General features: G+C 57.4%; 17 protein-coding genes. 13 read left to right on the forward strand and 4 right to left on the reverse strand.

Annotation, left to right across the window (positions count from 1 at the left end):
• Positions 1-197 precede the first annotated feature (197 nt).
• The gene (locus FJQ55_RS21220; protein WP_140831772.1) at positions 198-1,535 is read right to left on the reverse strand and encodes a hypothetical protein; all 1,338 of its coding nucleotides are present in this window, start codon (positions 1,533-1,535) and stop codon (positions 198-200) included.
• A complete protein-coding gene (locus FJQ55_RS21225) occupies positions 1,525-2,658 on the reverse strand; it encodes an HNH endonuclease (protein ID WP_140831774.1) in 1,134 nt (377 codons plus the stop codon). Before FJQ55_RS21225 ends, FJQ55_RS21220 begins: the two co-directional genes overlap by 11 nt.
• Before the next feature lie 387 nt (positions 2,659-3,045).
• Between FJQ55_RS21225 and FJQ55_RS21230 the strand changes: the two genes are divergently transcribed.
• Together FJQ55_RS21230 and FJQ55_RS21235 are read left to right on the forward strand one after the other, a co-directional pair.
• Entirely contained in the window at positions 3,046-5,322 is a 2,277-nt protein-coding gene (locus FJQ55_RS21230) for an ATP-dependent nuclease (protein WP_140831777.1), read from the forward strand.
• The gene (locus FJQ55_RS21235; RefSeq protein WP_140831779.1) at positions 5,319-7,103 is read left to right on the forward strand and encodes a UvrD-helicase domain-containing protein; all 1,785 of its coding nucleotides are present in this window, start codon (positions 5,319-5,321) and stop codon (positions 7,101-7,103) included. Before FJQ55_RS21230 ends, FJQ55_RS21235 begins: the two co-directional genes overlap by 4 nt.
• A 392-nt stretch (positions 7,104-7,495) precedes the next feature.
• Here FJQ55_RS21235 and FJQ55_RS21240 read toward each other — a convergent pair whose 3' ends face one another.
• Entirely contained in the window at positions 7,496-8,104 is a 609-nt protein-coding gene (locus FJQ55_RS21240) for a hypothetical protein (RefSeq protein ID WP_246085235.1), read from the reverse strand.
• A 96-nt stretch (positions 8,105-8,200) separates the two neighbouring features.
• Between FJQ55_RS21240 and FJQ55_RS21245 the strand changes: the two genes are divergently transcribed.
• From FJQ55_RS21245 to FJQ55_RS21285, 9 genes are all read left to right on the forward strand, one after another.
• Positions 8,201-9,241 (forward strand): adenylosuccinate synthetase, encoded by a 1,041-nt coding sequence (locus tag FJQ55_RS21245; RefSeq protein WP_140831781.1) that lies wholly within the window; start codon positions 8,201-8,203, stop codon positions 9,239-9,241.
• Entirely contained in the window at positions 9,241-10,263 is a 1,023-nt protein-coding gene (locus FJQ55_RS21250) for a dCTP deaminase/dUTPase family protein (RefSeq protein WP_140831783.1), read from the forward strand. Before FJQ55_RS21245 ends, FJQ55_RS21250 begins: the two co-directional genes overlap by 1 nt.
• A gap of 668 nt (positions 10,264-10,931) precedes the next feature.
• Positions 10,932-11,690, forward strand: coding sequence for a sigma-70 RNA polymerase sigma factor region 4 domain-containing protein (locus tag FJQ55_RS21255; protein WP_140831784.1), 759 nt, complete (start codon positions 10,932-10,934; stop codon positions 11,688-11,690).
• Positions 11,691-11,692: 2 nt separating this feature from the next.
• Positions 11,693-12,259, forward strand: a complete 567-nt coding sequence (locus FJQ55_RS21260; protein WP_140831785.1) for a hypothetical protein — start codon at positions 11,693-11,695, stop codon at positions 12,257-12,259.
• 4 nt (positions 12,260-12,263) lie between these two features.
• Complete coding sequence (locus FJQ55_RS21265; RefSeq protein WP_140831787.1) at positions 12,264-15,611, forward strand: UvrD-helicase domain-containing protein; 3,348 nt, start codon at positions 12,264-12,266, stop codon at positions 15,609-15,611.
• A 98-nt stretch (positions 15,612-15,709) separates the two neighbouring features.
• Positions 15,710-16,453, forward strand: coding sequence for a multiubiquitin domain-containing protein (locus FJQ55_RS21270; protein ID WP_140831788.1), 744 nt, complete (start codon positions 15,710-15,712; stop codon positions 16,451-16,453).
• Entirely contained in the window at positions 16,453-16,836 is a 384-nt protein-coding gene (locus tag FJQ55_RS21275) for an E2/UBC family protein (RefSeq protein WP_077981958.1), read from the forward strand. The genes FJQ55_RS21270 and FJQ55_RS21275 overlap by 1 nt, the downstream gene beginning before the upstream one ends.
• Positions 16,833-18,179 carry a HesA/MoeB/ThiF family protein gene (locus FJQ55_RS21280; protein WP_140831790.1) on the forward strand — a complete coding sequence of 449 codons (1,347 nt, stop codon included), beginning with the start codon at positions 16,833-16,835 and terminating at the stop codon, positions 18,177-18,179. Before FJQ55_RS21275 ends, FJQ55_RS21280 begins: the two co-directional genes overlap by 4 nt.
• The gene (locus tag FJQ55_RS21285) at positions 18,176-18,697 is read left to right on the forward strand and encodes a ubiquitination-like system serine protease family protein (protein ID WP_140831792.1); all 522 of its coding nucleotides are present in this window, start codon (positions 18,176-18,178) and stop codon (positions 18,695-18,697) included. Before FJQ55_RS21280 ends, FJQ55_RS21285 begins: the two co-directional genes overlap by 4 nt.
• A gap of 77 nt (positions 18,698-18,774) precedes the next feature.
• On the opposite strand, the gene FJQ55_RS21290 is transcribed toward FJQ55_RS21285, so the two are convergent.
• Entirely contained in the window at positions 18,775-19,860 is a 1,086-nt protein-coding gene (locus FJQ55_RS21290; RefSeq protein ID WP_425467570.1) for an RHE_PE00001 family protein, read from the reverse strand.
• 69 nt (positions 19,861-19,929) lie between these two features.
• On the opposite strand from FJQ55_RS21290, the gene FJQ55_RS21295 reads away from it, so the two are divergent.
• Entirely contained in the window at positions 19,930-21,594 is a 1,665-nt protein-coding gene (locus tag FJQ55_RS21295; RefSeq protein ID WP_078057771.1) for a Mu transposase C-terminal domain-containing protein, read from the forward strand.
• 6 nt (positions 21,595-21,600) lie between these two features.
• Positions 21,601-22,479, forward strand: a complete 879-nt coding sequence (locus FJQ55_RS21300) for a TniB family NTP-binding protein (protein ID WP_140831798.1) — start codon at positions 21,601-21,603, stop codon at positions 22,477-22,479.
• The last annotated feature ends 16 nt before the right edge of the window (positions 22,480-22,495 follow it).

Below are 22,495 nucleotides of genomic sequence, written 5' to 3' on the forward strand. Positions count from 1 at the left end.
TGCTATTGTGTGCCGTGCACCGTCACGTTGCGCATCGCCAAAAGGTCCAGGTTATCGGCGACGGATATGAGCGCGCGACAACCTTCTGCTGGATATCGTGGTTCATCTGCCGAGTCTGGGGCGCTTTTACGACCTAAACGCTGAGACACTGCACTAAGGGTAGTGGTGTAAACGCTGGAACCGAAATAAGCAGTGTTCTAAGCCTTCCCCAAAAACCGCTGCAGCCTTTGACGCAGCATCGGCAAGGTCAGGGGATCGTCAAATCTTATTTCGACCAAGTGCACGCCGTTCTCCGCACACAACTGCTTTTTGAGTGCGTCACGCTCAAAGTTGCGTTGTAGAGCTGCGTCACCGCCAAATGCTTTGACAGCTTTGTAGTGCTGCTCGCCCTGATGCTCCATGGCAAGGTTGAGGGCTGGAATGTAGACATCGAGCCGTTGGCGTTTCAGCCATGGCGGTGATGCCTCACGAAAAATGACCTGCTCAGGAAACAGCTTCTTGACAAGACCGTGCATTTCCGCCTCCCTCACCCACCGGCTAAGGCCAAGAGTCTGCTGCACTTCCGAACGGGCCGTAGCCTTGTCCATTCCATGTGCCAACCTCATCTGGGTAATGTAGGCGGCAACGAACTCCTGAACGGAATCTCCGTAAAGGTCAGCCGCTGCCTCAGGCCCTGCCCTATTGGCAACGCAGAGGTGACAAACCCCATCCTGATACTCAGCTTTCGCCAGCAGGCGAGCCATGAGGTTCCATAATGTACCTCCGCTGGTGCCATTGTTTTTTATCTTTTCGTGGGAGGGGCGCGCGCATGCGCAGAAGTGCCGCTTCCCTTTCACGACATGGTCAAAGGACACGAGCTCAAAGCCTTCTATATCCATTTCAAACCCAGCAGGGCGCGGCCCTGGTCGGGGATTTGCTATAAAAGGTTGTTCCAGCGGCGGCATTTTTTCCACCGCCCCTATGGTCCTCGCAAATATGTTAGGAGGCACAAGCAGATGATTGAGCCGCAGGATGTGGTTGGTCTGGGTCTTCAGTTTTTTTGACCAGAGCCTGTGTGTTATCAGGCCCGCAGGGCCATAGTTGATGGGCCGAAGTTCCAGCCCCATCCCTTCGACCTCGACACTTTCGACCGCAGCCTCTGCGGCGGTGGCAAACTTCAATTCCACATACCAAGTCTCATAGCCGCCTCGCGCCAGTTCAGCCAGCGAGGCGCAGCGGTTTTTGTAATACATAGAGTGAAGCTTCACCGATGGCGGCTTGTGAAGCCTCACAGGCTCGGCGTCACAGATGTTTTGGACGAGGGTTTGCGTCAGCAATTCCTCTACAGCATCGACCGGACGGATACCGACCGTCGAGGCCTTTAGGGCAAGTGCTTCAGCGAACAGATGCTCCGACAAGCCGAGGGCAATTCTGGTGTCCATTTTTAGTGAGCACCAACGATCGCTTTGTGGACGAAGTTTGCCACGCTGACGTACATCAGCACGCCATAACTTGCGGATGATCGGCGCCTGGTGGACCGGCTCGTCATTTAGCACCGTCTATTCTACGGAGGCGATGCATCAAATGAGGCGCCATTTCTTCAAAAACGGTGCCTGCAATCTTTCGAAGATGTTCTTGGGTAAGAATCTCGCCTTCCTCAGCGCCACAGCTAGCGAACGCCTTTTCGACGGCACGTTCCAGCACTCTGTCCTGTTCACGCTTATGAGACTCAGCCACGGCAGGGCCAACGACAGCGTCAAACGCCGTCTTCATGCCTTCAGGAGAAATCTTCTGATAGTCGTAGATTTGGTCAATATCCGCCTTGGAAAAGGTGAGAGATACTGAAACCGGCAACTCTTGGCCGCTTCTCGGATCGAAACAGTAGACTGAACTTTTAGGTTCTCCTGAATAGCCATCCCCTAGGCAAGCAACGACCCTCTGAGCACCAAAATATTCGACATAGGCAAGGACTAAGCCGTCAGCGGGATCAGCTTTGACGGCAAGGCAATTCATTGGAACTCCTGCGACTCGACCAGTTACGAGTTCAGTTTCATTGTAGTATCCAAAGCAAGGCTCTCCGTTCGGATCGCGGAGATAGTCGATGGCGAATTGACAGTTGTCAGGGGGAATCTCCAAAGACGCAGCTAACGCTGCACAGCTCTTCACAATCGAACGTCCTGAAACCGCACCACCAAACTGAATCTTATGATGAAATACGCCTTCGGGATAAGTTTCGACCACCTTCAACTGAGATATCAAATCGTCTTCATCAATTTGCGGGTAATTTTTCTTCAGGCCTTTAATCATTCCCTTGGCCTCATCTATAGAGCGAGCTCTTATCTCTAATAGCCTTTGCCCTGATGGGAGCGGGGTCTCTTTAAACTCGGGGTGTGTATGCAATAAGGGTTCGCCAGGCCGGATCGTTAGTTTTTCGCCTGCTGTCGTCTCAACACGAAGCGGCGGAACAGTTCCCCTCTCCCGCTGGACGTTAAAAAGCGTTGAGAGCGGTTGGAGTTGCCTTGCGAGTTCCGCGTCCCATGTCTGTCCGGCATCGGAATTGCAGCTCACGCAAATAAAGCCGCTGACTTTTTTGCGACCACCTATGGAATTCGGGATCAGGTGCTCCCTGGTATCGTTAGCAGCATCAATCGTTGCTGAGCAAATCCAACAGTTCGACATCTGATCTAGCTCCCCCGTGTATCATCGCCAGAACACTATTCCACGTTGATCGCCGAGCCGCAAACACACAGTGAGTAGCAAGAAGTACGTTGCACAAATCATGACTGGTACAACACACCTAGGAACACTCGGCGCCTTGTATCCGGAACGCCCGGCCGGAGGCAGTCGGTCCTGCCTCTCCCTGCGGGTCGCTATACTGAGGCTCCTACGGCTACCTCTTTAACCGGTCCTTGGCGTGTCGAGAATTCCCGCTTTACCCTGTCTTCAAGAGACTTTGATCAGCATGTGGAAAGTCATGGTTTTGAATGGTGGCGATTGAGTGACATTGCTACCGAAGCGGGAAGGCAAGTGTTATGCTATCCCCATGCCGGGACTCGGCGGGCTCGAATGGGGGTGGGTGTGCGGATTTCGAAAATACAGGTCACCAATTTCCGTTTGCTTCACAAAGTGACGCTGCAATTGGAGCCTACTACTACAGTCATCGTCGGCCGCAATAATTGCGGGAAGACCTCGCTCTCTGACGTCATCCGAAAGTTCCTAGAAGACAAGTCGGGATTTGAAATAGAAGACTTTTCCAGTGCTTGTTACGACCAGTTCTGCGCGGCACTTCGCGCATACAACAAGGGTGCGCCCGAACCAGAGATCCGCGCGCTCATCCCGTACCTCGAGCTGCGGATTCACGTCTTCTATGATCCAGGCATGCCCGCGTTTGGGGCTTTAGAAGAATTTGTGATAGACACCGACGATGCCTGCACGGAAGCGGTTGTGGTGTGTCGCCGCGCGCTAGGGGACGGGTCGATCAAAGCGCTCTTCGAAGGCCATGAGGGGCTGACGCTCGAAGGTGCGGACGAGAGTGTGTCGGAGGCGGATCGCCTAGTGTGGTTTCGAACGCTCGCCGAGCGAGTGCCGGAGCTGTTCGTCACTCAAATGTGGGCCGAAGACCCCAACGACGCTGCAAACACGCGAGAAGTCTCGCCGAAGGCTGTGAACGGCCTGCTATCACTTGGTTTCATTAATGCTCAGCGGGCAGTTGATGGCACAGGAGGGCGCGAGACGGATGTCCTCGCAAAGGTCTTGGAAGGCCTCTTCGCGAGCGCTTCGATTGCGACTGCTGACGGAGAGCAGCGCGACATCGCCGAAAGCCTGAAAAAGGCGGTCGACCAGATCCAGAGCGACATTGATAGCGATTTCAAGAAGCAGCTCAGGAAGCTGATGCCAACCATTGCTGACTTCGGTTATCCGGGGCTCGACAGCGCTCCGCTCCTGCCTGAAACGAAGCTTGATGTCGGCAAGCTGCTCTCGAACTTCACCCGGGTTCAGTACGAAGGCTATTCCGGCGTGCAGCTCCCCGAGGCATACAATGGCCTAGGCTTCCGCAATCTCCTCTACATCCTTCTCCGCATCGTCGGCTTCTATCGGAAGTACCGCGCCGAGCCGCAGGCGCCCGGCCTGCAGCTCATCGTCATCGAAGAACCCGAGGCGCATCTGCACCCGCAAATGCAGGAGGTTTTTATTCGGCAATTGCCCGCGATTGTAGCCAAACTCTGCAAGGGCGAGGCGGACGAAGAACCAAAGCCATGGCCGGTACAGTTCATCGTCTCAACTCACTCGCCACACATCGCGAATGAGGCGAGCTTCGATACGATCCGCTACTTCGCCGTGACATCGAAGGGGCAGCCCATTGGCGTGAGGTGCACGGATGTGCGCGATCTTAGCACCGGCATAAAAGATCTGGGGGAGCCAGCCCAGAAATTCCTGCACCAATACCTTACGCTGACGCGCTGCGATCTGTTCTTTGCGGATAAGGCGATCCTGATCGAAGGTACGACAGAGCGGCTCATGCTGCCCCGGATCATCCGCGCGCTGGACGCTGCGGACGAGGAGTTGAAGCTAACCAGCCAATACATTACGATCATGGAAGTCGGCGGCGCGTACGCGCATCTTTTCAAGCCGCTGCTCGAGTTCATCGGGCTGCGAAGCCTGATCGTGACTGACATCGATGCCGTAGAAAAAAAGCCAAGCGGCAAGTGGGAGGCCTGCCCCGTCCACGTCGGTAAGACCACGAGCAACAGCTGCATCAAGCACTGGTTCGGTTCGGGTGGCGACGATGACGATGTGGGCGAGGAGGAGGAAGGAGCTGGCGACGTGTTGGTCCTCGTGCCGGCCGAGGGGGTGGACGAGACGGCAGCCGTGTCGGAGCAGCAAACTGGAACAGCGCCGACGAGCGCCCCGGACAGCACCCCCAAGGCGAAGAAGGCTCCTCTGGACCTTGCAGTCGTTCGCGTAGCAACGGATGCTGACAAGATTCGTGGAGCGGTTCGGTTGGCCTACCAAGTGCCGGAAGTCGAAGGCGGTCCCTGCGGTCGAACGTTCGAAGACGCCTTCATCCTCGCCAATCCGACGCTCTTCAATCTGGCGACCGGCACGCCTGACGTGATGGCCACGGCAGCGGAAACTGAGGCGAAGAAGCATAAGAAGTCCAAGTTCGCGCTCAGGTATGCCATCGATGTAACGAGCTGGACGACGCCGAAATATATCGCTGACGGGCTGCGCTGGCTCGCGGTCAATACGGTTGCGGAGGTAGATCCTGGCGTCGTGACGGCTGCGATGGCGCATGTCGAAGCTGCGGCCGCCAACGAAGGCGGCAGTGGAGCAGGTGCATGAGCGAGGAGCTGCAACTCAATCCTGCCGAGGCCGCCGCTGCGGAAGCGTGGAGCAAGCTGCAATCGCACCTGAAAGACGGCTCCAGCTTCGTTTTCGAAGCCGGCGCAGGCGCAGGCAAAACCTACTCGTTGATTGCGGCCCTGCGTCATATTCTCGCCGACCGCGCACGGGAGTTAATCAGGCGTCATCAGCAGGTAGCCTGCATCACATACACGAACGTCGCGCGGGACATGATCATTGCCCAGACTGATGGTCATCCTGCGATCTACTGCGAGACAACCCACGCCTTTGCTTGGTTTCTCATTAGTGGATTTCAGAAGCGGCTCATTGAACTGGTGCCGACCCTAGCAGGCTGGCAGGGGCGCACGGATGAGCTCGCGAATGCTGCCGACGACACCGCGCCATCGAATCCTGACGCGCCGCCTACGTCGGGGATTAATGCGGTTGGATATGCTCTCGGCCGGCGGTCCATCGAGGGTCGCACGGCCAAACTGCACCACGATGATATATTCCCGCTCTTCATCGAGCTGATGAACTCGACGAAGTTTCGGAACGCACTGACGAGCCGTTTCCCGATCATCCTCGTTGACGAATATCAGGACACGAATGAGGAGGTAGTTGCGGCTTTCAAAAAGCACTTCCTCGGGAAGCCAGGCGCACCGCAGTTCGGGTTCTTTGGCGATCACTGGCAGAAGATTTACGGCGATGGCTGCGGTTCAATCCAACACGCGTCGCTGAAGCGTGTAGACAAAAAGGCGAACTTCCGCAGTGCAAAGCCGATCGTCGACTGTTTGAACAAGATCAGGCCGGATCTGAAGCAAGCGCCTCGCGATCCAGACTCGACAGCAGTAGTCAGGCTGTTTCACACCAATGCTTGGATCGGGACGCGACGGACAGGCGCCCATTGGGGCGGCGACTTGCCGGAGCCAAAGGCGGCTGCCGCATTCCAAGCGACGAAAGAGGCGCTGATCGCGGAGGGGTGGGATTTTAAATCAGACACCAAGGTCCTGATGCTCACGCACCGGGCGCTCGCAAACGAGTTAGGCTACGCATCGATGCGCGACGTGTTCCGTTTCAACGATTCCTTCGCTCGCAAGGGCAACGACGTGATCAAGTACTTCCACGAACACCTTGAGCCGGCGGCGAAGGCGTTCCTCGGAAAGCGCTTCGGGGCGATGTTTCATTATATCGACACCCAGCGCCCCGTGATGAAAGGTCCGGCTGACAAAGCGCGCTGGTCAACGGTGATGAGCCGCCTTTGCGAGCTTCGAGAGGCAGGGACAGTCGGCGACGTTATCGTTCACCTTCAAAACTCTGGCCTGCCGCTTCTCGGCGAGGCAGTGAGCCGGATAGAAAACGACCTGGCGATGGCAAAGCAGGGTCAGGAGCCTTTGAGCGATCGCCTTCAAGAACTCGATAAGCTCCACGCAGTCCGGTATAGGGAGATCATCGCACTCTGCGAATATCTCGACGGGCACTCGCCCTTCGAGACCAAGCACGGCGTCAAGGGAGACCAGTTTGAGAACGTGCTGGTCGTGTTCGGCCGGGGCTGGTCGGATTACGACTTTAACGCCTTCCTAGAGATGGTGGGTGATCCGCACCGCATTGCACAGGAGCGTGATCGCTACGAGCGCTACCGGAACCTCTTCTACGTCGCGGTATCAAGGCCCAAGCGTCGGCTTGCCCTGCTGTTCACCCAGCGCCTAACGCCGAGCGCCATGACGACGCTAACGAACTGGTTTCATGGTCATCCGATCCAGGATCTCGGTAGCACGCTCTGATGGGGTAGGTTGGTACGACGGGGAAATGCGAGGTCATCGATGATGTCACCCCTTCGCGCAAGCCACGCACGCGACCTATCGCAGGAGGTCAATGGCCCGCTGCATATCAGCCTTTTTGAGTGATTGTTGGCAACGACTGCTTTTGTGCAGTCGCAACGCGAACTCGATGTCCGAAACGAAGGCGCAAAGCTGCCGTCGCCCGGGAAGGCATCTCGCGCCGTGCCGCCGTTCGGCCAACCCACTTCGCCTTGAAGGGATATGAACCTGCGACCCACTTGCTCGAACGGCTAAAATCTATCGTATCGTCAACAATTTGGCCTTCAGCATCTCGCAGAAAAGCAGCCAACACAATGCTACACCCGCAGCGTTTACACAGAGCAGATTGTAGGCTGTCAAGAAGCAGCCATTTCAAACTCAGAAGGTGCCAGCTCCCAGAAGCGGTTCAGAAAATCCTTCGCAGCGATATACGGATCCTTTGGTTCAATGAGGAAGTCAAAGGGCACCGTTCTGTCGGAATCCCCCCAAGGCCGTCCATCCCAATTCAATAGTTGCTCTCGCTCACTCGCCCAAAGCCGAACATCGTATGGTTTGATCGCATCGATGTCTTCGGCCGCCACACGAAAGCGTCGTTCGATTGCAGCGGCACAGGACTTTTCGATTATTTTGTAACACGGTAGCATCGACTTAAGGGGCGAGGTCAAGTCTCCGCAAACGACTTCTCCACTTTCGTGCATCAAAGCCGCGTAAGCCAGATCGGCCGGGACCAGCCTACTCAAGATTTCACAGTGCTGAGCCACAGAATAGAACACTCGCTGCCCTGTGCGTTTGTTCACACACTGGCCCGAAAAGCGGCCGGTGAATGCTAGGCCGTACGCGTAGTCCTCGATTGTCAGGCCATCCGCTTCGGGATGTGCGTAATCGAAATAGCTGCCGGATCCGAGCAGCATGGTCGGACCTGCCTCCCGCCGAATTGTGACCGAGGTCGTCGTATCGTCATTCACTTTTTGAATTCCTCCGCTACCGCATTGCACGAGCTTCGCCTTTCGAAGCTAAGGCAAGTGTTGTAGTGTTCGAACAAATCAGGAGAGGTCATTAGCATGCCTGTGTCAGTTGTTGTAGGCGGCCAATTTGGTTCCGAGGGGAAAGGCAAAGTTGCCCAATTCATTGTTCGCAGCCAATCCGCTGCGGCAGTTGTTCGCGTCGGTGGCCCCAATTCCGGCCATACAGCAATGGACTGCGCGGGTCATTTGGTTACGCTTCGCCAACTACCCGCTGCGGCGATCTCGACTGAAGCTATGATCTTTCTACCGGCCGGAAGTCTCATCGACACAGCGCTCTTGCTGAAGGAGATCCAACTTCTGGGTGTCTCACCGCGTAGGTTGCGGATTGATGCCAACGCCTCACTTGTCACAGAACAACACAAACAGGTCGAGCGCGACGAGGCGCTGGTTGAGACCATTGGCTCTACAGCTTCTGGCACAGGCGCCTCCTTACGTGAGCGCCTGTCGCGTGCCAAATTTCATCGATTGGCAAGGCATGAGCCGGAACTACAGGCATACATCGAGGAAAACACTGCGGCTTCCCTCCGTAATCTTTTAGCAGCGGGAGAACGGGTGGTTTTGGAGGGAACGCAAGGGTTCGGGCTTTCCTTGTGGCGGACACGTGACTTCCCGTTCGCAACCAGCCGGGATACGAGCGCGGCCGCATTCGTTTCCGAGGCAGGCTTAGCGCCACACGACGTGGATGACGTAGTGATGACACTGCGGAGTTTTCCTATTCGCGTCGGAGGTAACTCCGGCCCTCTACCCAACGAGATTGATTGGCCAATTCTTGCAAAGGAGGCGGAGCTTGATCCGGATTATCGCGAGTTGACCTCGGCAACGCATCGAGTGAGACGGATAGCCCGATTTGATGAGCAAGTTGTCAAGGACGCGATTATCAGCAACCGACCGCATCGCATTTTTATGAACCATATGGACTATGTTGATCCAAGATGGCGCAGCGCTGGTACGAGTGAACGCTCGACACGTTTCGTCGAGGATATTGAGCGACGCATTGGTCAATCGATTGATTACCTGGGATACGGGCCTGATGTGACCAAAAGAAGTGACCACGTTCGACTTAAGCGAAGCGCCTAATGGAAGTTTCTCTTAAAGAATTTCATCGAGAGGTTCGCGCACTCGAGTTGTTGGTCGCGGGCGGAGGTGCTGAACTACCGGAGCGAGTTGAGTCGCTGAAGACGTTCGATCCTTATCCAGATATTCCTCCGGCCTTGCTCAATGCCGGGCACTTGGCGACTTACGGCATCGTCGCGGGTATGATCCAGCCGTTCGATGCTACACGCTTAGAAAAGCCGGCGACCTATCTGGTTGCCGCGAAGGGCCCATGTAGATATAGAGATGAGCAGGGCAATATTGAACGCTTTGTGCTGTCGAATGATCCAAATGATCGAGACAAGGAGGTTGAAGAAGTTCGAGACCATGTTCGAATTGCGCCGAACTCTGTTTGTTTCGTTACCCTCGAACCAGAGTTTCATATGCCGGCTTACATCGGCGCCCGGTTTAATTTGATGATTCGCGATGTCTATCGCGGCCTCCTTGTCGGTACAGGGCCCTTGGTAGATCCCGGTTTTTCGGGCAGGCTCTCAATCCCGATACACAACTTCACGACCCGCGAATACTTCATCCGCGCGGGTGAGGGTCTAGTGTATTTTGAGTTTACGAAGCTCAGTTGGCTGAACGATCCGCTGCAGGCGCCACCCGCTTGGTTGCCTCCGAAGATCGACAACCAACCTCCTTTTCCAGGATCGAAAAATCGACGGAAGAGCATTGATCACTACCTCGATGAAGCGACTGGGGGCGGCCCCCCCCAAAACGCAATTGGAGATGAGATCGCCAAGCTAAGGAAGTACGCCGACGACGCAAAGCGCCTTCTTCGGATCTACTCTGTAGCAGGTGTCGCCGCTGCAGTGAGTCTTCTCTATTCAGGCTGGTCACTTTATAGCGCGGCGCAGCAGTTTGTGCAGTCTGCTCAAACGGAGATGCGGGAGCGAGCCGAAAGTGCTGATGATGCAATCATAGAACTGCGCAACAATCTAGCTGACGCGCAAAAACGCATAGCACAGCTGGAGAACGTTCCTCAGCCAGCGCCGAGAAGATAGCAGTTTGTGGAACGGCTTATGGGGCCTTCGGTACCGAGACTTGCGCGGCATCATTCCGAGCGCTTCTCATTTGTTGAGAAGCGAAAACAGTGACGAGCAGAAAGCTTCCGAATCCAATGAAATAAACTGCGAAAAGGCCGAGCGCAGCACGTCCGAGCATCGACTGCCAAGTGATGCGTGGAGAGGAAAGACCGGTCATGGAGCGTGTAGGGCACACAAGTCTCCAGCCAAACCATAGGCATAGGCCAGCAAACGTTACGACGAGGAGCCGCTCCAGTGAATCGACGAGTTCGGCGAGGCTATGGTGGTCCAGCATGCAAATCCCTCGTCAAGATACGGGGGCACGATGGCTCCGCATACTTGCAAACTTTTCGCATAAAAGTGCGTGAGAGCTCTTAAACGTTGCAAAGATTAATTTCAACGCGGCGATAGCGCTGGCCAGCAGTTTCTGTTGGCACAGTAAACGGGTGCTATCACAAGTCTATGCCCTAAGATTCTTCGCGTCGGTACACCGTAGATCCACAAAGAGCCACCTGAGAAATCCAGTTCGACACAATCGCCGAGCGAGAGGAATCAGATTACTCTCGGAAAATCCAGCATCCGATTCGCTTTATTTTAATCGGATGGGGTTCCGCTTTTCTCTGCGCCGAACGATGAGTGAATGTTGAATGACAAGCGACGGCTACCAAGACGATCCTGATCTACAACCATTAACCTTGGCGCAAGACGATGGAACACTGCTGTACAGGCCAACCGAGTTGGTCGACGAGCTCAGGGAGCTACTACAAAAACCTCGCGGAGGGCTTGCCAAAGCGAAGGCGAATATTTCGAGCGCCGCTCTGGTCCACATAATGCGGAACTTGCGACCTAACCGCGAAGAATCTTGGTATTTCGAACTTTGGAACGAGCTTGTGAGCCGAGCGAAGGGCCTCGCGTTCAGACGGGCCTCGGGTTTGTCGAAGCAACAGGCTAGCGACGTAGCGCAGGAAGTATGCGATTGGCTCCATGAGCTTGTCTTTTCTGGTACCAATAATGCCGATGTTCTTGAGGCCTTTTTCGGAACGTCTGTGTTCCGGAAGAGCGTCGATGAGATCAGAAAGCTGAAGCGCCGGGAAAGTGTTGAACGTAACGAAACGGACTTCGAAGTGGGAGAGCGGTCAGCGCGGGATTGGATCGATAACGCTGGATACAGAAACGCCGGGCATTCCATGCCGCGTGCCGAAGCCGCAGCGCGAGTGGCTGCCGTGATGGCACGGTTGACCGAGCGGGAGCAAGCCGCTGTGAATGCGGTCTACGTGGAAGGCCTTCAGCAGAAATCGAACGATCCGAACGAGATGACCGCCGCCAAGAAACTCAACGTGAGCTCCCGTAGGATAGGTGAGCTCCTGGCAAACGCCCGGAAAAGAGCCTCGGGAGACGAGGAATAGATATGAGTGACGAATCCCAACAACTGGAAGACATCCTGATCGCACTGATGGACAAGGAGGATTTGGTTGACGACGACGTCGTGGCCATGATCGAGCTCCATCCGAAGCACCGGGACGACATACTGCAGTTCTACGAAGACTGGCTTACGGCGGACGACGGCCGTGATGGCCCGCGCCACGACAGTGGTTACGTGCCCGACATATCTCATTTGTGGACGCTAACGGGCGCGGGCCGAATTGAGAATCCATTTGAGCATCTGTCTCCCGCGGACCTCAAGGGAATTGTGAGCCGTTGCGGACTCTCTCTTTCGCTGATGACCGCATTAGAGGAGCGGGCAATCCGAGCATCAACGATACCTCTCCTGTTGGTTCGCCAGCTTGCTAAGGAGGCCAAGTCTACCGTCAGGGAAATACTGCAGTTCCTCGACCAAGACCAAACGACGCTCGCTTCGGATTTCCGTTCGGACCACGCCCCGGTCAAGCGGGACAAGATCAGCTTCTTGGAGGCTATCGAATCGTCGTCGCTGTCAGAAACCGCTAAACACCATTGGCGGAACGTTTCGGAATGACGTCATGGAGAATATCAATTCCGTCCGACGCGCCGCGAACCAATTAAGACGCAAGGTCGACCCGGGGCTCAAACAGCTCGCTGCAGGCGAGGTCATACGGCTCGCGCTTGACGATCAAAGTTTGGCGGTTGAGAAGGTAGGACCAAATGACACGAACCTCATGGGCGGTATCGGCGTCCTGAAGCGTCGCTATCTGGCGATATATGTGGCAAACGATCTCGACCAAAGTTTCGAGGCCGAGGTCATCGCCCACGAGATCGCGCATTTCGTTATACATCTCGAGGCCGAGATCAAAATTGAGCGCAGCTACAGCGCGCCAGGCGCCGGCGACCCTTTGCAACGTGTCGAAGCCTATAGCAAAAAGGAACGGCGCGAAGCCCAGGCAAACGCCTTCGCCCGCGAGTTCCTTCTACCCCGTGCGCTCGCGAGACGGCTTTTTCACGAGGGGAAACGCGCCAGGGATATCGCCACGAGCCTCGGGATAAGACTGGAAACGGTCTATCAACAGCTGGCCGATTCCCTGCTGCTGCCGGAGGCCGCCGAGAAACCACCGAAAGCGCCACGACCTCCGGAACCGCTTGACCCCTCCCAGGAGGAGGCAGCCCATCACCTTGGATCGCCTTTCCTCCTCGAGGCCGGACCCGGAACCGGGAAAACCAAAACCATGGTCGAGCGCATCGTATGGCTGCTTGCACACGAACACGCTAAGGCCGATGACATACTGGCGCTGACATTTTCCAACAAAGCGGCGGAGGAGCTTGCCGAGCGGGTCGAGCATGCGGTCGGGGCAAGCGCGGTCAATATCTGGAGTGGAACATTTCATTCATTCGGGCTTGAACTCCTGCGCAAACACCACATCCGATTCAACCTTCCGCCCGATCCTAAACTGGTCGACACGAGCGAGGCGATTAACCTGCTGGAAGAGACACTTCCGGCCCTGCCGATCGTCCACATGCAGAACCTGTTCGACCCTGCATCGGCGCTGAGAGACATCCTGCGCTCGATTTCAAGGGCGAAGGATGAACTGATTGGGCCGGACGAATACGAAGTCCTGGCCGAAAACATGATGCGCGAGGCGGACCGCGCCGATGCCGATGCCGTCAAGGCGGCTGCCAAGTGTTGCGAAGTCGCCCTTGTTTACAAGCACTACCAGGCGATACTCGATTCGATGCGGGCGGTTGACTACGGTGATCTCATCCGACTTCCCGCCGTCAGGATGAGGACCGACGATGATTTCCGTCGTGAGCTTGCGGACAGGTACAAGTGGATTCATGTCGACGAATACCAGGATATCAACCGCGCAAGTGCCATGATGGTGAAGGGCATCGTCGGTGACGGAAACCGCCTCTGGGTCGTCGGAGACGCCAGGCAGTCGATCTACAGGTTTCGTGGGGCGTCGAGCCGTAACATGGCGCGCTTCCGCAGGGACTATCCCAGCGGCGAACTGGGGCAGTTGAAGGTAAACTACCGATCCACCAATCCGATCCTCTCCCAGTTTAAAGCTTTCGGAAATAGGATGATCGTGTCTTCCTACTCCCTCCCGCTCGACATAAGCGCCAAGAGAACCGAGTTAGGCGGAACGCCGGAAGTTTTCGTCGGAACCGACCCCCAGGACGAGATCGATGTGCTCGCCGGAAATATACGCGAACTTGAAAAGGCGGGCGTTTCCCTGAGAAGTCAGGCAATAATTGCGCGTACCAACGGCATACTGGCCGAGATGGCAGCGGAACTCGAGGCTCGAGGCGTGCCCGTGCTATACTTGGGTCCGCTTTTCGAGCGACCCGAAGTGCGAGACATGCTGTCACTGCTGTCGCTGATCGTCCAGGATGGCTCTACGTTGTTCAGGGTGGGTACCTTCCCCGAGTACGGCATCGCGCCGCTTGAGCTGTCGCGCGTAATCGAGGAAGCCAAGTCTCGTCAGGTTTCGGTTAAGGCGCTCTTGGACCAGATATCAACGCTTGCTTGTGTAACCCCCGACACCATCCGCCGCCTTGCTCTCCTGGCAAGCCACCTGGACGGGTTCGGACACGGCACGACGCCTTGGCTTGCCTTGATGGAATACCTGTTTGATCGAAGCGACTACGTCAGAACGGTGCTAGCGGGCCAAAATCCGTCTGACGATCTTCGCCGCGTCGCGGTCCGCCAGCTGATCGAGGCCCTCAGGACCATGCCGCTTGTAGGCGGTAAGCTGCCAATCGTCCGCGGCCTCGAACGTGTCAGGCATCTCGTGCTGCTGTCGGACGATCGGGAACTGCGGCGTCTGCCGGACGAAATGAATGACGTGGATGGCGTCCAGTTGATGACGATCCACGCCAGCAAAGGTCTGGAATTCGAGGCCGTGCACCTGCCCCGGCTTAAACGAGGGTCTGTCCCCGCACCCAACCGTGCCGACGCATGTCCGCCACCTGTCGGTATGGTAACGGAGAACCCTGAAACGAACGCTCACGATGCCGAGGAGGAGTGCTTGTTTTTCGTGGCGATGTCGCGCGCGAAGTCACATCTCAAGCTCTATCGCCCAGCTAGGTCGGGAGGCAAAACTTCAAATGCCTCGATATTTGTAGAGGGACTATCGATCCAGAGCGGAAGGCAGGTCGCGCCGGTAGCCCGTCTCTTCCCGGCTCCGACGCAGGAACCGATCAACGATTTCGGCTTTCCCGAGGGATTGAGTGCCGCAGACATCGAGTCTTTCGACCAGTGCGGAAGGCGATTCTTTTATGACAAGGTCGCCAAGCTCGGCGGCTCGGCCGAGAGGTCCGCCTATTTGCAGGCTCATGGATGTATTCTCGCGGTCGTCGCAGCGGCCCGCTCCGCCGAAATTCCATTGACGATCAACGCTATGCGCGGGGTCTTCGAGACCGCTTGGAATTCGACGAAACTTGTCGGTCATCCTTTCGAGAAACAGTATCGAGCCCTTGTCGACAGGATGATGGGCAATCTTCTTCCGGTTCTTGCCTCCGTCTCGAAGGCGACGCCGTTTGGGCTCGAGTTGGCCAACCGTCAGATAGCCATCGCTCCGGATTTCGTAAAGGGAGACGCGGGCTCGCGCGAGTTCCTGACAGTCCGGTCAGGTAAGCGTTCCATGACGGAGCAAGATAAGATCGCACACACGCTCCTGCTCGAAGCGGCGCGCGTCAATTTCGGCCACAGCTTCTCCTTCGAGACCTTCCACGTGATGGACGGCAACGCAGGACAGATCGAACAGACAGCGGCCAAGCGTGCGAACCGTATTGCGACGGCGCAAGACGCGATCCGGTCCATCGAAGACGGTCTTTTCCCGGCCAAGAGAAGTGACTTTCTGTGCCCCCGCTGCAGGCACTTCTTCATCTGTCCAGCCCCTCAGGCAAGTTCTTAAAAAAAGTTTACGACAGGGGTTCCTCTTTTCGTAGGGCCCTTCGATTGACCCTGTGAGACCGACGCAATCAGGCCAAGGTCCACAGGAAACAACGAACTATGTCTCTTATCGAAAACCCCGACATCGACGATGTCGCACTCGCCGTGCAGGAAGATCGCCCCCTGCGCCCCGGTCGCTACCGCGTTTCGCTCGCCGTCGACAGCGTCGATTTCCACCCGCTTATCCTCGATGATCCGGTTCCCCTCGGTCGCCAGATCCTCAAGAAGGCCGGCATCAACGACATCGATGGTCACTCACTGTTTGTGATAACCACCGAAGGCGACTTCGAAGACGTCCGGGCGGATGAGGAGGTCGATCTGCGCGATCGGGCCGCCTTCCGCTTCATCGCTTTCAGCACCGATCCGCTCTACCGCGTCAAGCTCAACGAGGCGCGCATCGTCTGGGGCCGTTCTCTCATCCCTGAAGCGGTGCTCCGTGCGCTCGCCGGCATCAACGACGATGAAGCGGTCTTCCTGGAAGTGCGTGGCGGCAAGGACAAGCTGATCGAACGGGGCACCGACGTGGATCTCGCCGCAGACGGAGTTGAGAAATTCATCACGGCGCCCAACAAGGTCACCTACACTTTCTTCGTCAACGGCAAGCTCTATGAGACCGATAAGAAGAAGCTTACCGGCGCGCAGATCAAGTCGATGGTGCCCGACTGGGATCCGCAGCATGACCTTTCTTTGGAGGGTGAGGGCGACGATCCGGACCGCATCATTGCCGATGACGAGGTAGTTAGCCTCGTCCCGAAGCATGGTGTCCGCCGCTTCTCGTCAGTCCCTAAGGCGAACTTCGGCTGATGCCCGGCGTTCTCGACATGCAGCTGGACCAGCTGCGGGAGCGGTTCGGCGACGTTCAGACCCGGCAGCTGCCGAGCGGCACCACGCTCGTCACGGTGCCTGGCGTCCGCCTGCCGGAGGGGTGGTCGAAGTCGTCGACCACCATCCGCTTCATCGTCCCGCCCGGATATCCCTTTGCGCAGCTCGACTGCTTCTGGGCGGATTCTGATCTTCTTCTCGCGCATGGAGGCCCGCCGCAGAACTCCGCGCCAACTCCCGTACCGGAGACCGTCGAGCCAGCACTGTGGTTCTCGTGGCATCTCACAGGACCGTGGAACCCTAATCGCGACACGCTGTCGACTTGGATGAACGTAATTATTGATCGTATGAGGCAGGTCCAATGAGCCGTGTTCGCTTTCCTTCGCCTCTCTATTCCAACCTGGCGTCGACGTTGCTCAACGCCAATGGTCTGGAAAGCTGCGCAATCGCATATGCCCATCATGATGCACGTAGCGACACGTGGGTTGTCGCCGACGCCAGCATCGTGCCGGAAGACGCATATGAGCACCGCACCTGCGTATCTGCTGTCCTGAAATCGTCTTTCCTCATCGACGTTGCAAATCGCAGCCGGGTCACCGGCATGGCCGTTATCTCGATCCATACGCATCCCGCCAGCTCTGACCATCCGCATTTCTCGCCCATCGACGATGCGGGCGAGACCGAACTGAATTCGTATTTTGTTCGGCGAGCGGCACCAATGCCACATGTCTCGTTGGTGATCGGGCCACATGGATGCCGCGCCCGCCCCCTCGGAAAGGAAGATGAGATCGACGTATGGGAAGTGGGGGATAGGCTCTTGCTCCATTCGCCCATGCAGGACGTCTCCGATCAGGAACGCGACGATCGGCAGGTCAGGGCATTCGGAGCCCCAGGGCAACGGCTGCTGCGCCGCCTCCACTTCGGAGTGGTCGGAGCGGGTGGGACCGGATCGCTCGAGTGCCAGCAACTCGCCCATCTCGGGGCGACTCAGGTCACGGTGATCGATCCCGACCTGGTCGAGGAGACCAACCTGAACCGTCTCGTCGGCTCCGTTCCCTCGGACGTTGGCCAGCCGAAGGTCGAGGTCGCGGCCAGGATGATCCGCGCGATTAACCTTGATGCCACGGTGACCCCGCTTCAGGCTGACATAGTCGATGAGGAGGTAGCGAAGCTCATCAGTACCTTCGATTTCGTCCTTTTGTGCACCGACTCTCACGCAAGCCGGGCGGTCGTCAATCAAGCCGCCTATCAGTATCTGGTGCCGGTTATCGATATGGGGGTGAGCATCACTGCGTCGAACGGAGCCGTCAGCCACATCACTGGACGCGTGCAGATGCTCGCCCCTGGCCTTCCCTGCCTGACTTGCTCAGGCGCGCTCGACAGCGAGGCAATCCGGCGCGAAATGCTGTCACCAGAACAACGCGCGGCGGACCCATATGTCCAAGGCATCCACGAACCCCAACCCGCGGTGCTGTCCATCAACTCGACCGTAAGCTCACTTGCAATCACCATGTTGCTTGGAGCTGTCACACCGGTTCCGATCAAGCCTCGATATCAGGTTTATGATGGAAATCGGGGCCGAGTAAAGGAGATGGCAGTCGCCGTGCAGCCGAACTGTGTGGTTTGCTCACCTATGGGCGCGCTTGCCAAGGGCCCAACCTGGCATTTGCCGGTCCGGCCAAAACGCCAAGATGGGAGCGACAAATGACAGACCCAGCACGAATGGTTAGGATGGTCGGCAATGCAGAGTACAGAGATCAGGCTGAAGCAGCACTTCTCGCTCCAGGTGACACATCCATGGTATTTCGCGTGCGGCCCCGATCGATCGTGATGGCGTGCCCTGACGGGTGCGGCGAGACTCTGGTAATCAATCTCGACAATCGCGCCGACAAGGCATGGCGCTTTGACATGCGCGGCGAAGGACTTACGCTTTTTCCGTCAGTTTGGCGTGAAGGAGGATGCGAAAGCCACTTTATCGTTTGGCGCGGGCACATTCTGTGGTGTGATCGGTTTGAAGAAGGAAACAGTGAACCGGTCTACAATCCCGAAATCGAGGATGCTGTTATGAGCGCGTTGCATGAAATCCAACCGCGTAGCGCCGTAGAACTTGCGGAGGCTATTGATGAACTCGTATGGGACGTCAATCGCGCAGCAGGTAGGCTTGTAGGTCAGGGTCTTGCACGCTCATGGAAGACCAAAGGAGGATGGGTCTTCGTGCGAGCATAATGAGGTTTCCTACTACTCTAACTTGGGAAGGCGGTTGGAAGAAAGTAAGCGCCATCCGTTTCGCGATCTGTTTCGGTTTATAATATCCCCCACGCCCGAAACCTCCCCCTCCCCGTCATCTCGCGCAGGCCGAGCTCCTGAACGATGCGTCGCGCCGCCTGCGGCGTGACGTCGAGCGTGTTTGCCACCATGCCGGCCGAGATCAGCGGCTTCGCCATGACGAGCTCAACCAGCTCCGGCAGTTTTGAAGACGTTCGTCTCCCCGCCAATTTGCGTTCCATCATCTGCCGCGCCAAAGCCAGGCGGTCGTGCTCCTTCAGCCCGATCTCGGCGACCGCCAAAAATCCCTGGGCAATGGCCAGCAGCCGGGTTTCCCGATCGTGATGGCGACGCCGATCGACGGCAATGGTTTTGAGACCGAGATTGATGGCGGCGAGATGCGCGCCCGTGGTGATGCCGACCTGGCGCAGGATGGAGGCGGTAAACAGCCGGCCGAGCCAGGGCGCATGCTGCAGCACAGCAATCTCATTCCAGGCGTCGAGGGCGACGATCGCTCGCAGCACCGCCGGCAGATCCTCAGTCTGCCGCAGCACGCCGCGCCATTCGTCGAGGCGGGCATCCTCGTCCCAGTCGAGATCGTAAACCAGCGGATCGGCCAGAGCCCGGCCGGGCCTCCTGGCTTGTGCAATCGCTGCTTCCGAACGAGCAAGGATCGCATCAATGGCCGCATAGTCGACGCAGGGAAGAGTGTCGCCGGCGTCGGCACTCTCCCCCTCTCCTTCCGGATCGATCATATCGGTGGGCCGGGCGCGATGCGCCGCCGCCTCGTCCGCGCCAACCGATCCGATTTCCGAAGTCTGCCTCAGGCTACGGACGCCGTCGGCAGACAGCGCCCAACCGGGCGGATGGGCGGCGATGCGCTTGCGGGTTCGCATGACATCGCGGGCGATGGTTAGTTCGTGGGTCGGGGTGCGGATGTCTTTGGTGGCGTCGTGCAGCACGAGGTCTTCGAGATGGACGAGTTCGCCGTCGATCCACAGTGAGGCACAGGCGTCGGCGAAATTTTGCCGCTCAAGGAAGCCCGCGCCGACCGGCGAACGGGCGATGCGCTCGTCCAGACGCGTGAGAGCGGTCCCGGTGTGGCTTTTACTTTGAGGTTTCAAACTGGAAATCGTCATTAGGCTGTTAGAGTTAGGCGTTATTGGTAGGAACGATTATCGCTAACGATTTCGATGAGGCCAGATGTGCCAAATCCATTTCAATATTGCCGATCGACACCTGCCCGTGAATCTACTGAAGCCGATTGGGCGGCTGCGCGCAGGCTCGCGGACCAACTGGATCGCATCCTGGAAGGATACGGTTCGCGCAAATCGGCCATTGACCGCGCTGCTGCGGAATTGAGGCTGTCGTCCCGACAAATATACAATCTCTTGGCCCGATATCGAACCGACAGAACGGTGACCGCGCTCCTGCCGCGCACATCCGGCCCCCGGCGAAAGCGGATCTCGGCGGACGTCGAAGCTATCGTTGCGAGAACTTTGCAGGAGCAGTGGCTCACCCTCGAAGCGCCGCCATTGGCTCCGGTCGTCGCCGAAATCCGCGCGCGCTGCGAGGAGGCAGGCCTGTCCCAGCCATCGTATGTCACTGTCGCGCGCAGGATCCCTGAATTGTTTTCAGCCGAAACGATCGCGAGGAAGCGCTCGGCCAATCCGAAACATTTGTTGCGGCTGAAGCCACGGCCTGGATACATCCATGCAACAAACCCATTAGATGTCTGCCAGATCGACCACACGCCGACGGATGTAAATTTCGTCGAGGTCATCGATGGGGCCGGGGTTTTCGTCGGGCGGGCGTATCTGACACTGGTGACCGACGTTGCCACCCGTGCCATCCTGGGCTTTTGCCTATCGCTGGAAAAACCCTCGGTGCTGTCGGTGGCGCTTTGCCTTGCGCAGGCGATTTGCCCCAAGGATGGCTGGCTCGCATCGCGCGATATTCGCCATGACTGGCCAATGTATGGAAGGCCCCGGCTGCTTGTGGCCGACTCGGCGATGGAGTTCAAGGGGCATGCTTTTCAGCGAGGCTGCGACGAATACGGGATCCGCATTCGATATCGGGATCGCGCTCGGGTTCACCACGGCGGCGTCGTGGAACGGCTTCTAGGAAAGCTGAACGGTGTGTTGGCAACATTACCGGGCACCACGAAACGTTCCGTGGCAGCTCGTGACGAATATCCTGCCGAACACCGTGCCCGCCTCTCATTTTCCGAATTGGAGCGGTGCGTGGTCCTGGCGATCCTGGATCATAATCGCCATCAAAATCCGAAAACGCTGAACATTCCCGTCAAGGAGTGGGAGCAGCGTGCGTCAGGCCACCCTCATATCATCGACGACCAGCACCATGTGCTGCTCTCCTTCTTGCCGGCCGGTCAAAGGCAATTGTCGCCTCAAGGGATCAGTCTGTTCGCGCTGCACTACTATTCGAGTTGGATTGGCAGGCTGGTGCCGGAACGAGATCGGCTCAGTAAGCTCGAAGTGCGATACGATCCCCGCAATATAAGCCAGATCTTTGTTCGCGACCCCGAAACACAAGTGTTTCGGGCAGTGGAGCGGCGAGATGGCGTGGTCGCCAGTATCACACTGTGGGAGCATCGGGCCGAAAGGGCACGGAGGCGCGACTTGAGCGGCCGATCCAGCGTCGAGATCGTCTCGCTGCGCCGGGAAATGACCACGATTGCAAACACCGCCGGGCTTTCAAAGCGCCGGCTGCGCAATGCGGCGCGGGGCATTTATGCCGCGCCCGCGGAAAAACGAATGGCTGAAACATCGGAATCAGTTCCGATACAAACGATCCAGCAAGAGCGGCCAAAGGCCCGACTACAGGTCGAAGACTGGTAGTCGGCTATGGAAGATCACCTCTTCGAACATGTTCGCCCCTTTCTCGACCGCACCATTGAGGAGCGGATCGCGTATATCCGAGCTCCGAGGTGGATCGGGCATCAAGCTGCGATCGAAAGCCATCAGCGGCTATCGGATTTGTTGTCACGCCCTCCTTCACTGCGCACGCAAGGGCTGATGATTGTCGGGCCTTACGCCAATGGCAAGACGATGATCGTCGAACGATTTGCCGTGGATTGCCTGAAGGCCTCCGCAGACCAGAAGGTCTGGATCGTCCAGACCCGGGAAGGTGCAGGACTTGGCCATTTTTACGCCAGCATTCTCCACGCGCTCAACGCGCCGGGCGGCGATGTGTGGACTGTCGGACGCAAAGCGGAGCAGCTCGACCATCTCCTTGCGGCGCTCAGGCCGAAGGTCCTAATCTTTGACGAATTCCACAACGCGCTTAGGGGCCGGCCGCGTGACGTTGAAGCAGTCTTCGCATTTCTGCGTCGCATTGGTCGGCAATACGATATCTCGCCGGTTCTGGTCGGAGAGGTCACGGTTTACGACTACATATGTGCAACCAGCGAGATGGCGAGTCGGTTCGAACTCTTTCCGATTCCGCGCTGGTCGTACGATGAGGCCTACCTGTCATTGTTGGACAGTCTCGAGGCCGCCTTGCCCCTCGCACGCAGCTCGGATCTGTCGGCGGAGCGAAAGGCCCGACACATTCTTGGTCTTTCCGAGGGGCTGATCGGAGAGATCGTCGCGATCCTGACCAAGGCCGCGATTGCAGCAATCCAGGAGGGAGACGAACGTATCACCAGATCCTCCATCGATAACCTGCGGTACATTCCGCTGTCCAAAAGACGGCATGGGCCCATTCGTGAGGCGCTTCTTTGAGCCTGCTTGGGCCGTC

The organism is Rhizobium glycinendophyticum, from assembly GCF_006443685.1.
GTDB classification, from domain to species: domain Bacteria; phylum Pseudomonadota; class Alphaproteobacteria; order Rhizobiales; family Rhizobiaceae; genus Allorhizobium; species Allorhizobium glycinendophyticum.

Excerpts from the sequence above, each read along its gene's own strand:
- FJQ55_RS21225 (WP_140831774.1), bottom strand. The coding sequence starts at position 2,658 with ATGTCGAACTGTTGGATTTGCTCAGCAACGATTGATGCTGCTAACGAT.
- FJQ55_RS21230 (WP_140831777.1), top strand. The coding sequence starts at position 3,046 with ATGGGGGTGGGTGTGCGGATTTCGAAAATACAGGTCACCAATTTCCGT.
- FJQ55_RS21235 (WP_140831779.1), top strand. The coding sequence starts at position 5,319 with ATGAGCGAGGAGCTGCAACTCAATCCTGCCGAGGCCGCCGCTGCGGAA.
- FJQ55_RS21245 (WP_140831781.1), top strand. The coding sequence starts at position 8,201 with ATGCCTGTGTCAGTTGTTGTAGGCGGCCAATTTGGTTCCGAGGGGAAA.
- FJQ55_RS21250 (WP_140831783.1), top strand. The coding sequence starts at position 9,241 with ATGGAAGTTTCTCTTAAAGAATTTCATCGAGAGGTTCGCGCACTCGAG.
- FJQ55_RS21255 (WP_140831784.1), top strand. The coding sequence starts at position 10,932 with ATGACAAGCGACGGCTACCAAGACGATCCTGATCTACAACCATTAACC.
- FJQ55_RS21260 (WP_140831785.1), top strand. The coding sequence starts at position 11,693 with ATGAGTGACGAATCCCAACAACTGGAAGACATCCTGATCGCACTGATG.
- FJQ55_RS21265 (WP_140831787.1), top strand. The coding sequence starts at position 12,264 with ATGGAGAATATCAATTCCGTCCGACGCGCCGCGAACCAATTAAGACGC.
- FJQ55_RS21270 (WP_140831788.1), top strand. The coding sequence starts at position 15,710 with ATGTCTCTTATCGAAAACCCCGACATCGACGATGTCGCACTCGCCGTG.
- FJQ55_RS21275 (WP_077981958.1), top strand. The coding sequence starts at position 16,453 with ATGCCCGGCGTTCTCGACATGCAGCTGGACCAGCTGCGGGAGCGGTTC.
- FJQ55_RS21280 (WP_140831790.1), top strand. The coding sequence starts at position 16,833 with ATGAGCCGTGTTCGCTTTCCTTCGCCTCTCTATTCCAACCTGGCGTCG.
- FJQ55_RS21285 (WP_140831792.1), top strand. The coding sequence starts at position 18,176 with ATGACAGACCCAGCACGAATGGTTAGGATGGTCGGCAATGCAGAGTAC.
- FJQ55_RS21295 (WP_078057771.1), top strand. The coding sequence starts at position 19,930 with ATGAGGCCAGATGTGCCAAATCCATTTCAATATTGCCGATCGACACCT.
- FJQ55_RS21300 (WP_140831798.1), top strand. The coding sequence starts at position 21,601 with ATGGAAGATCACCTCTTCGAACATGTTCGCCCCTTTCTCGACCGCACC.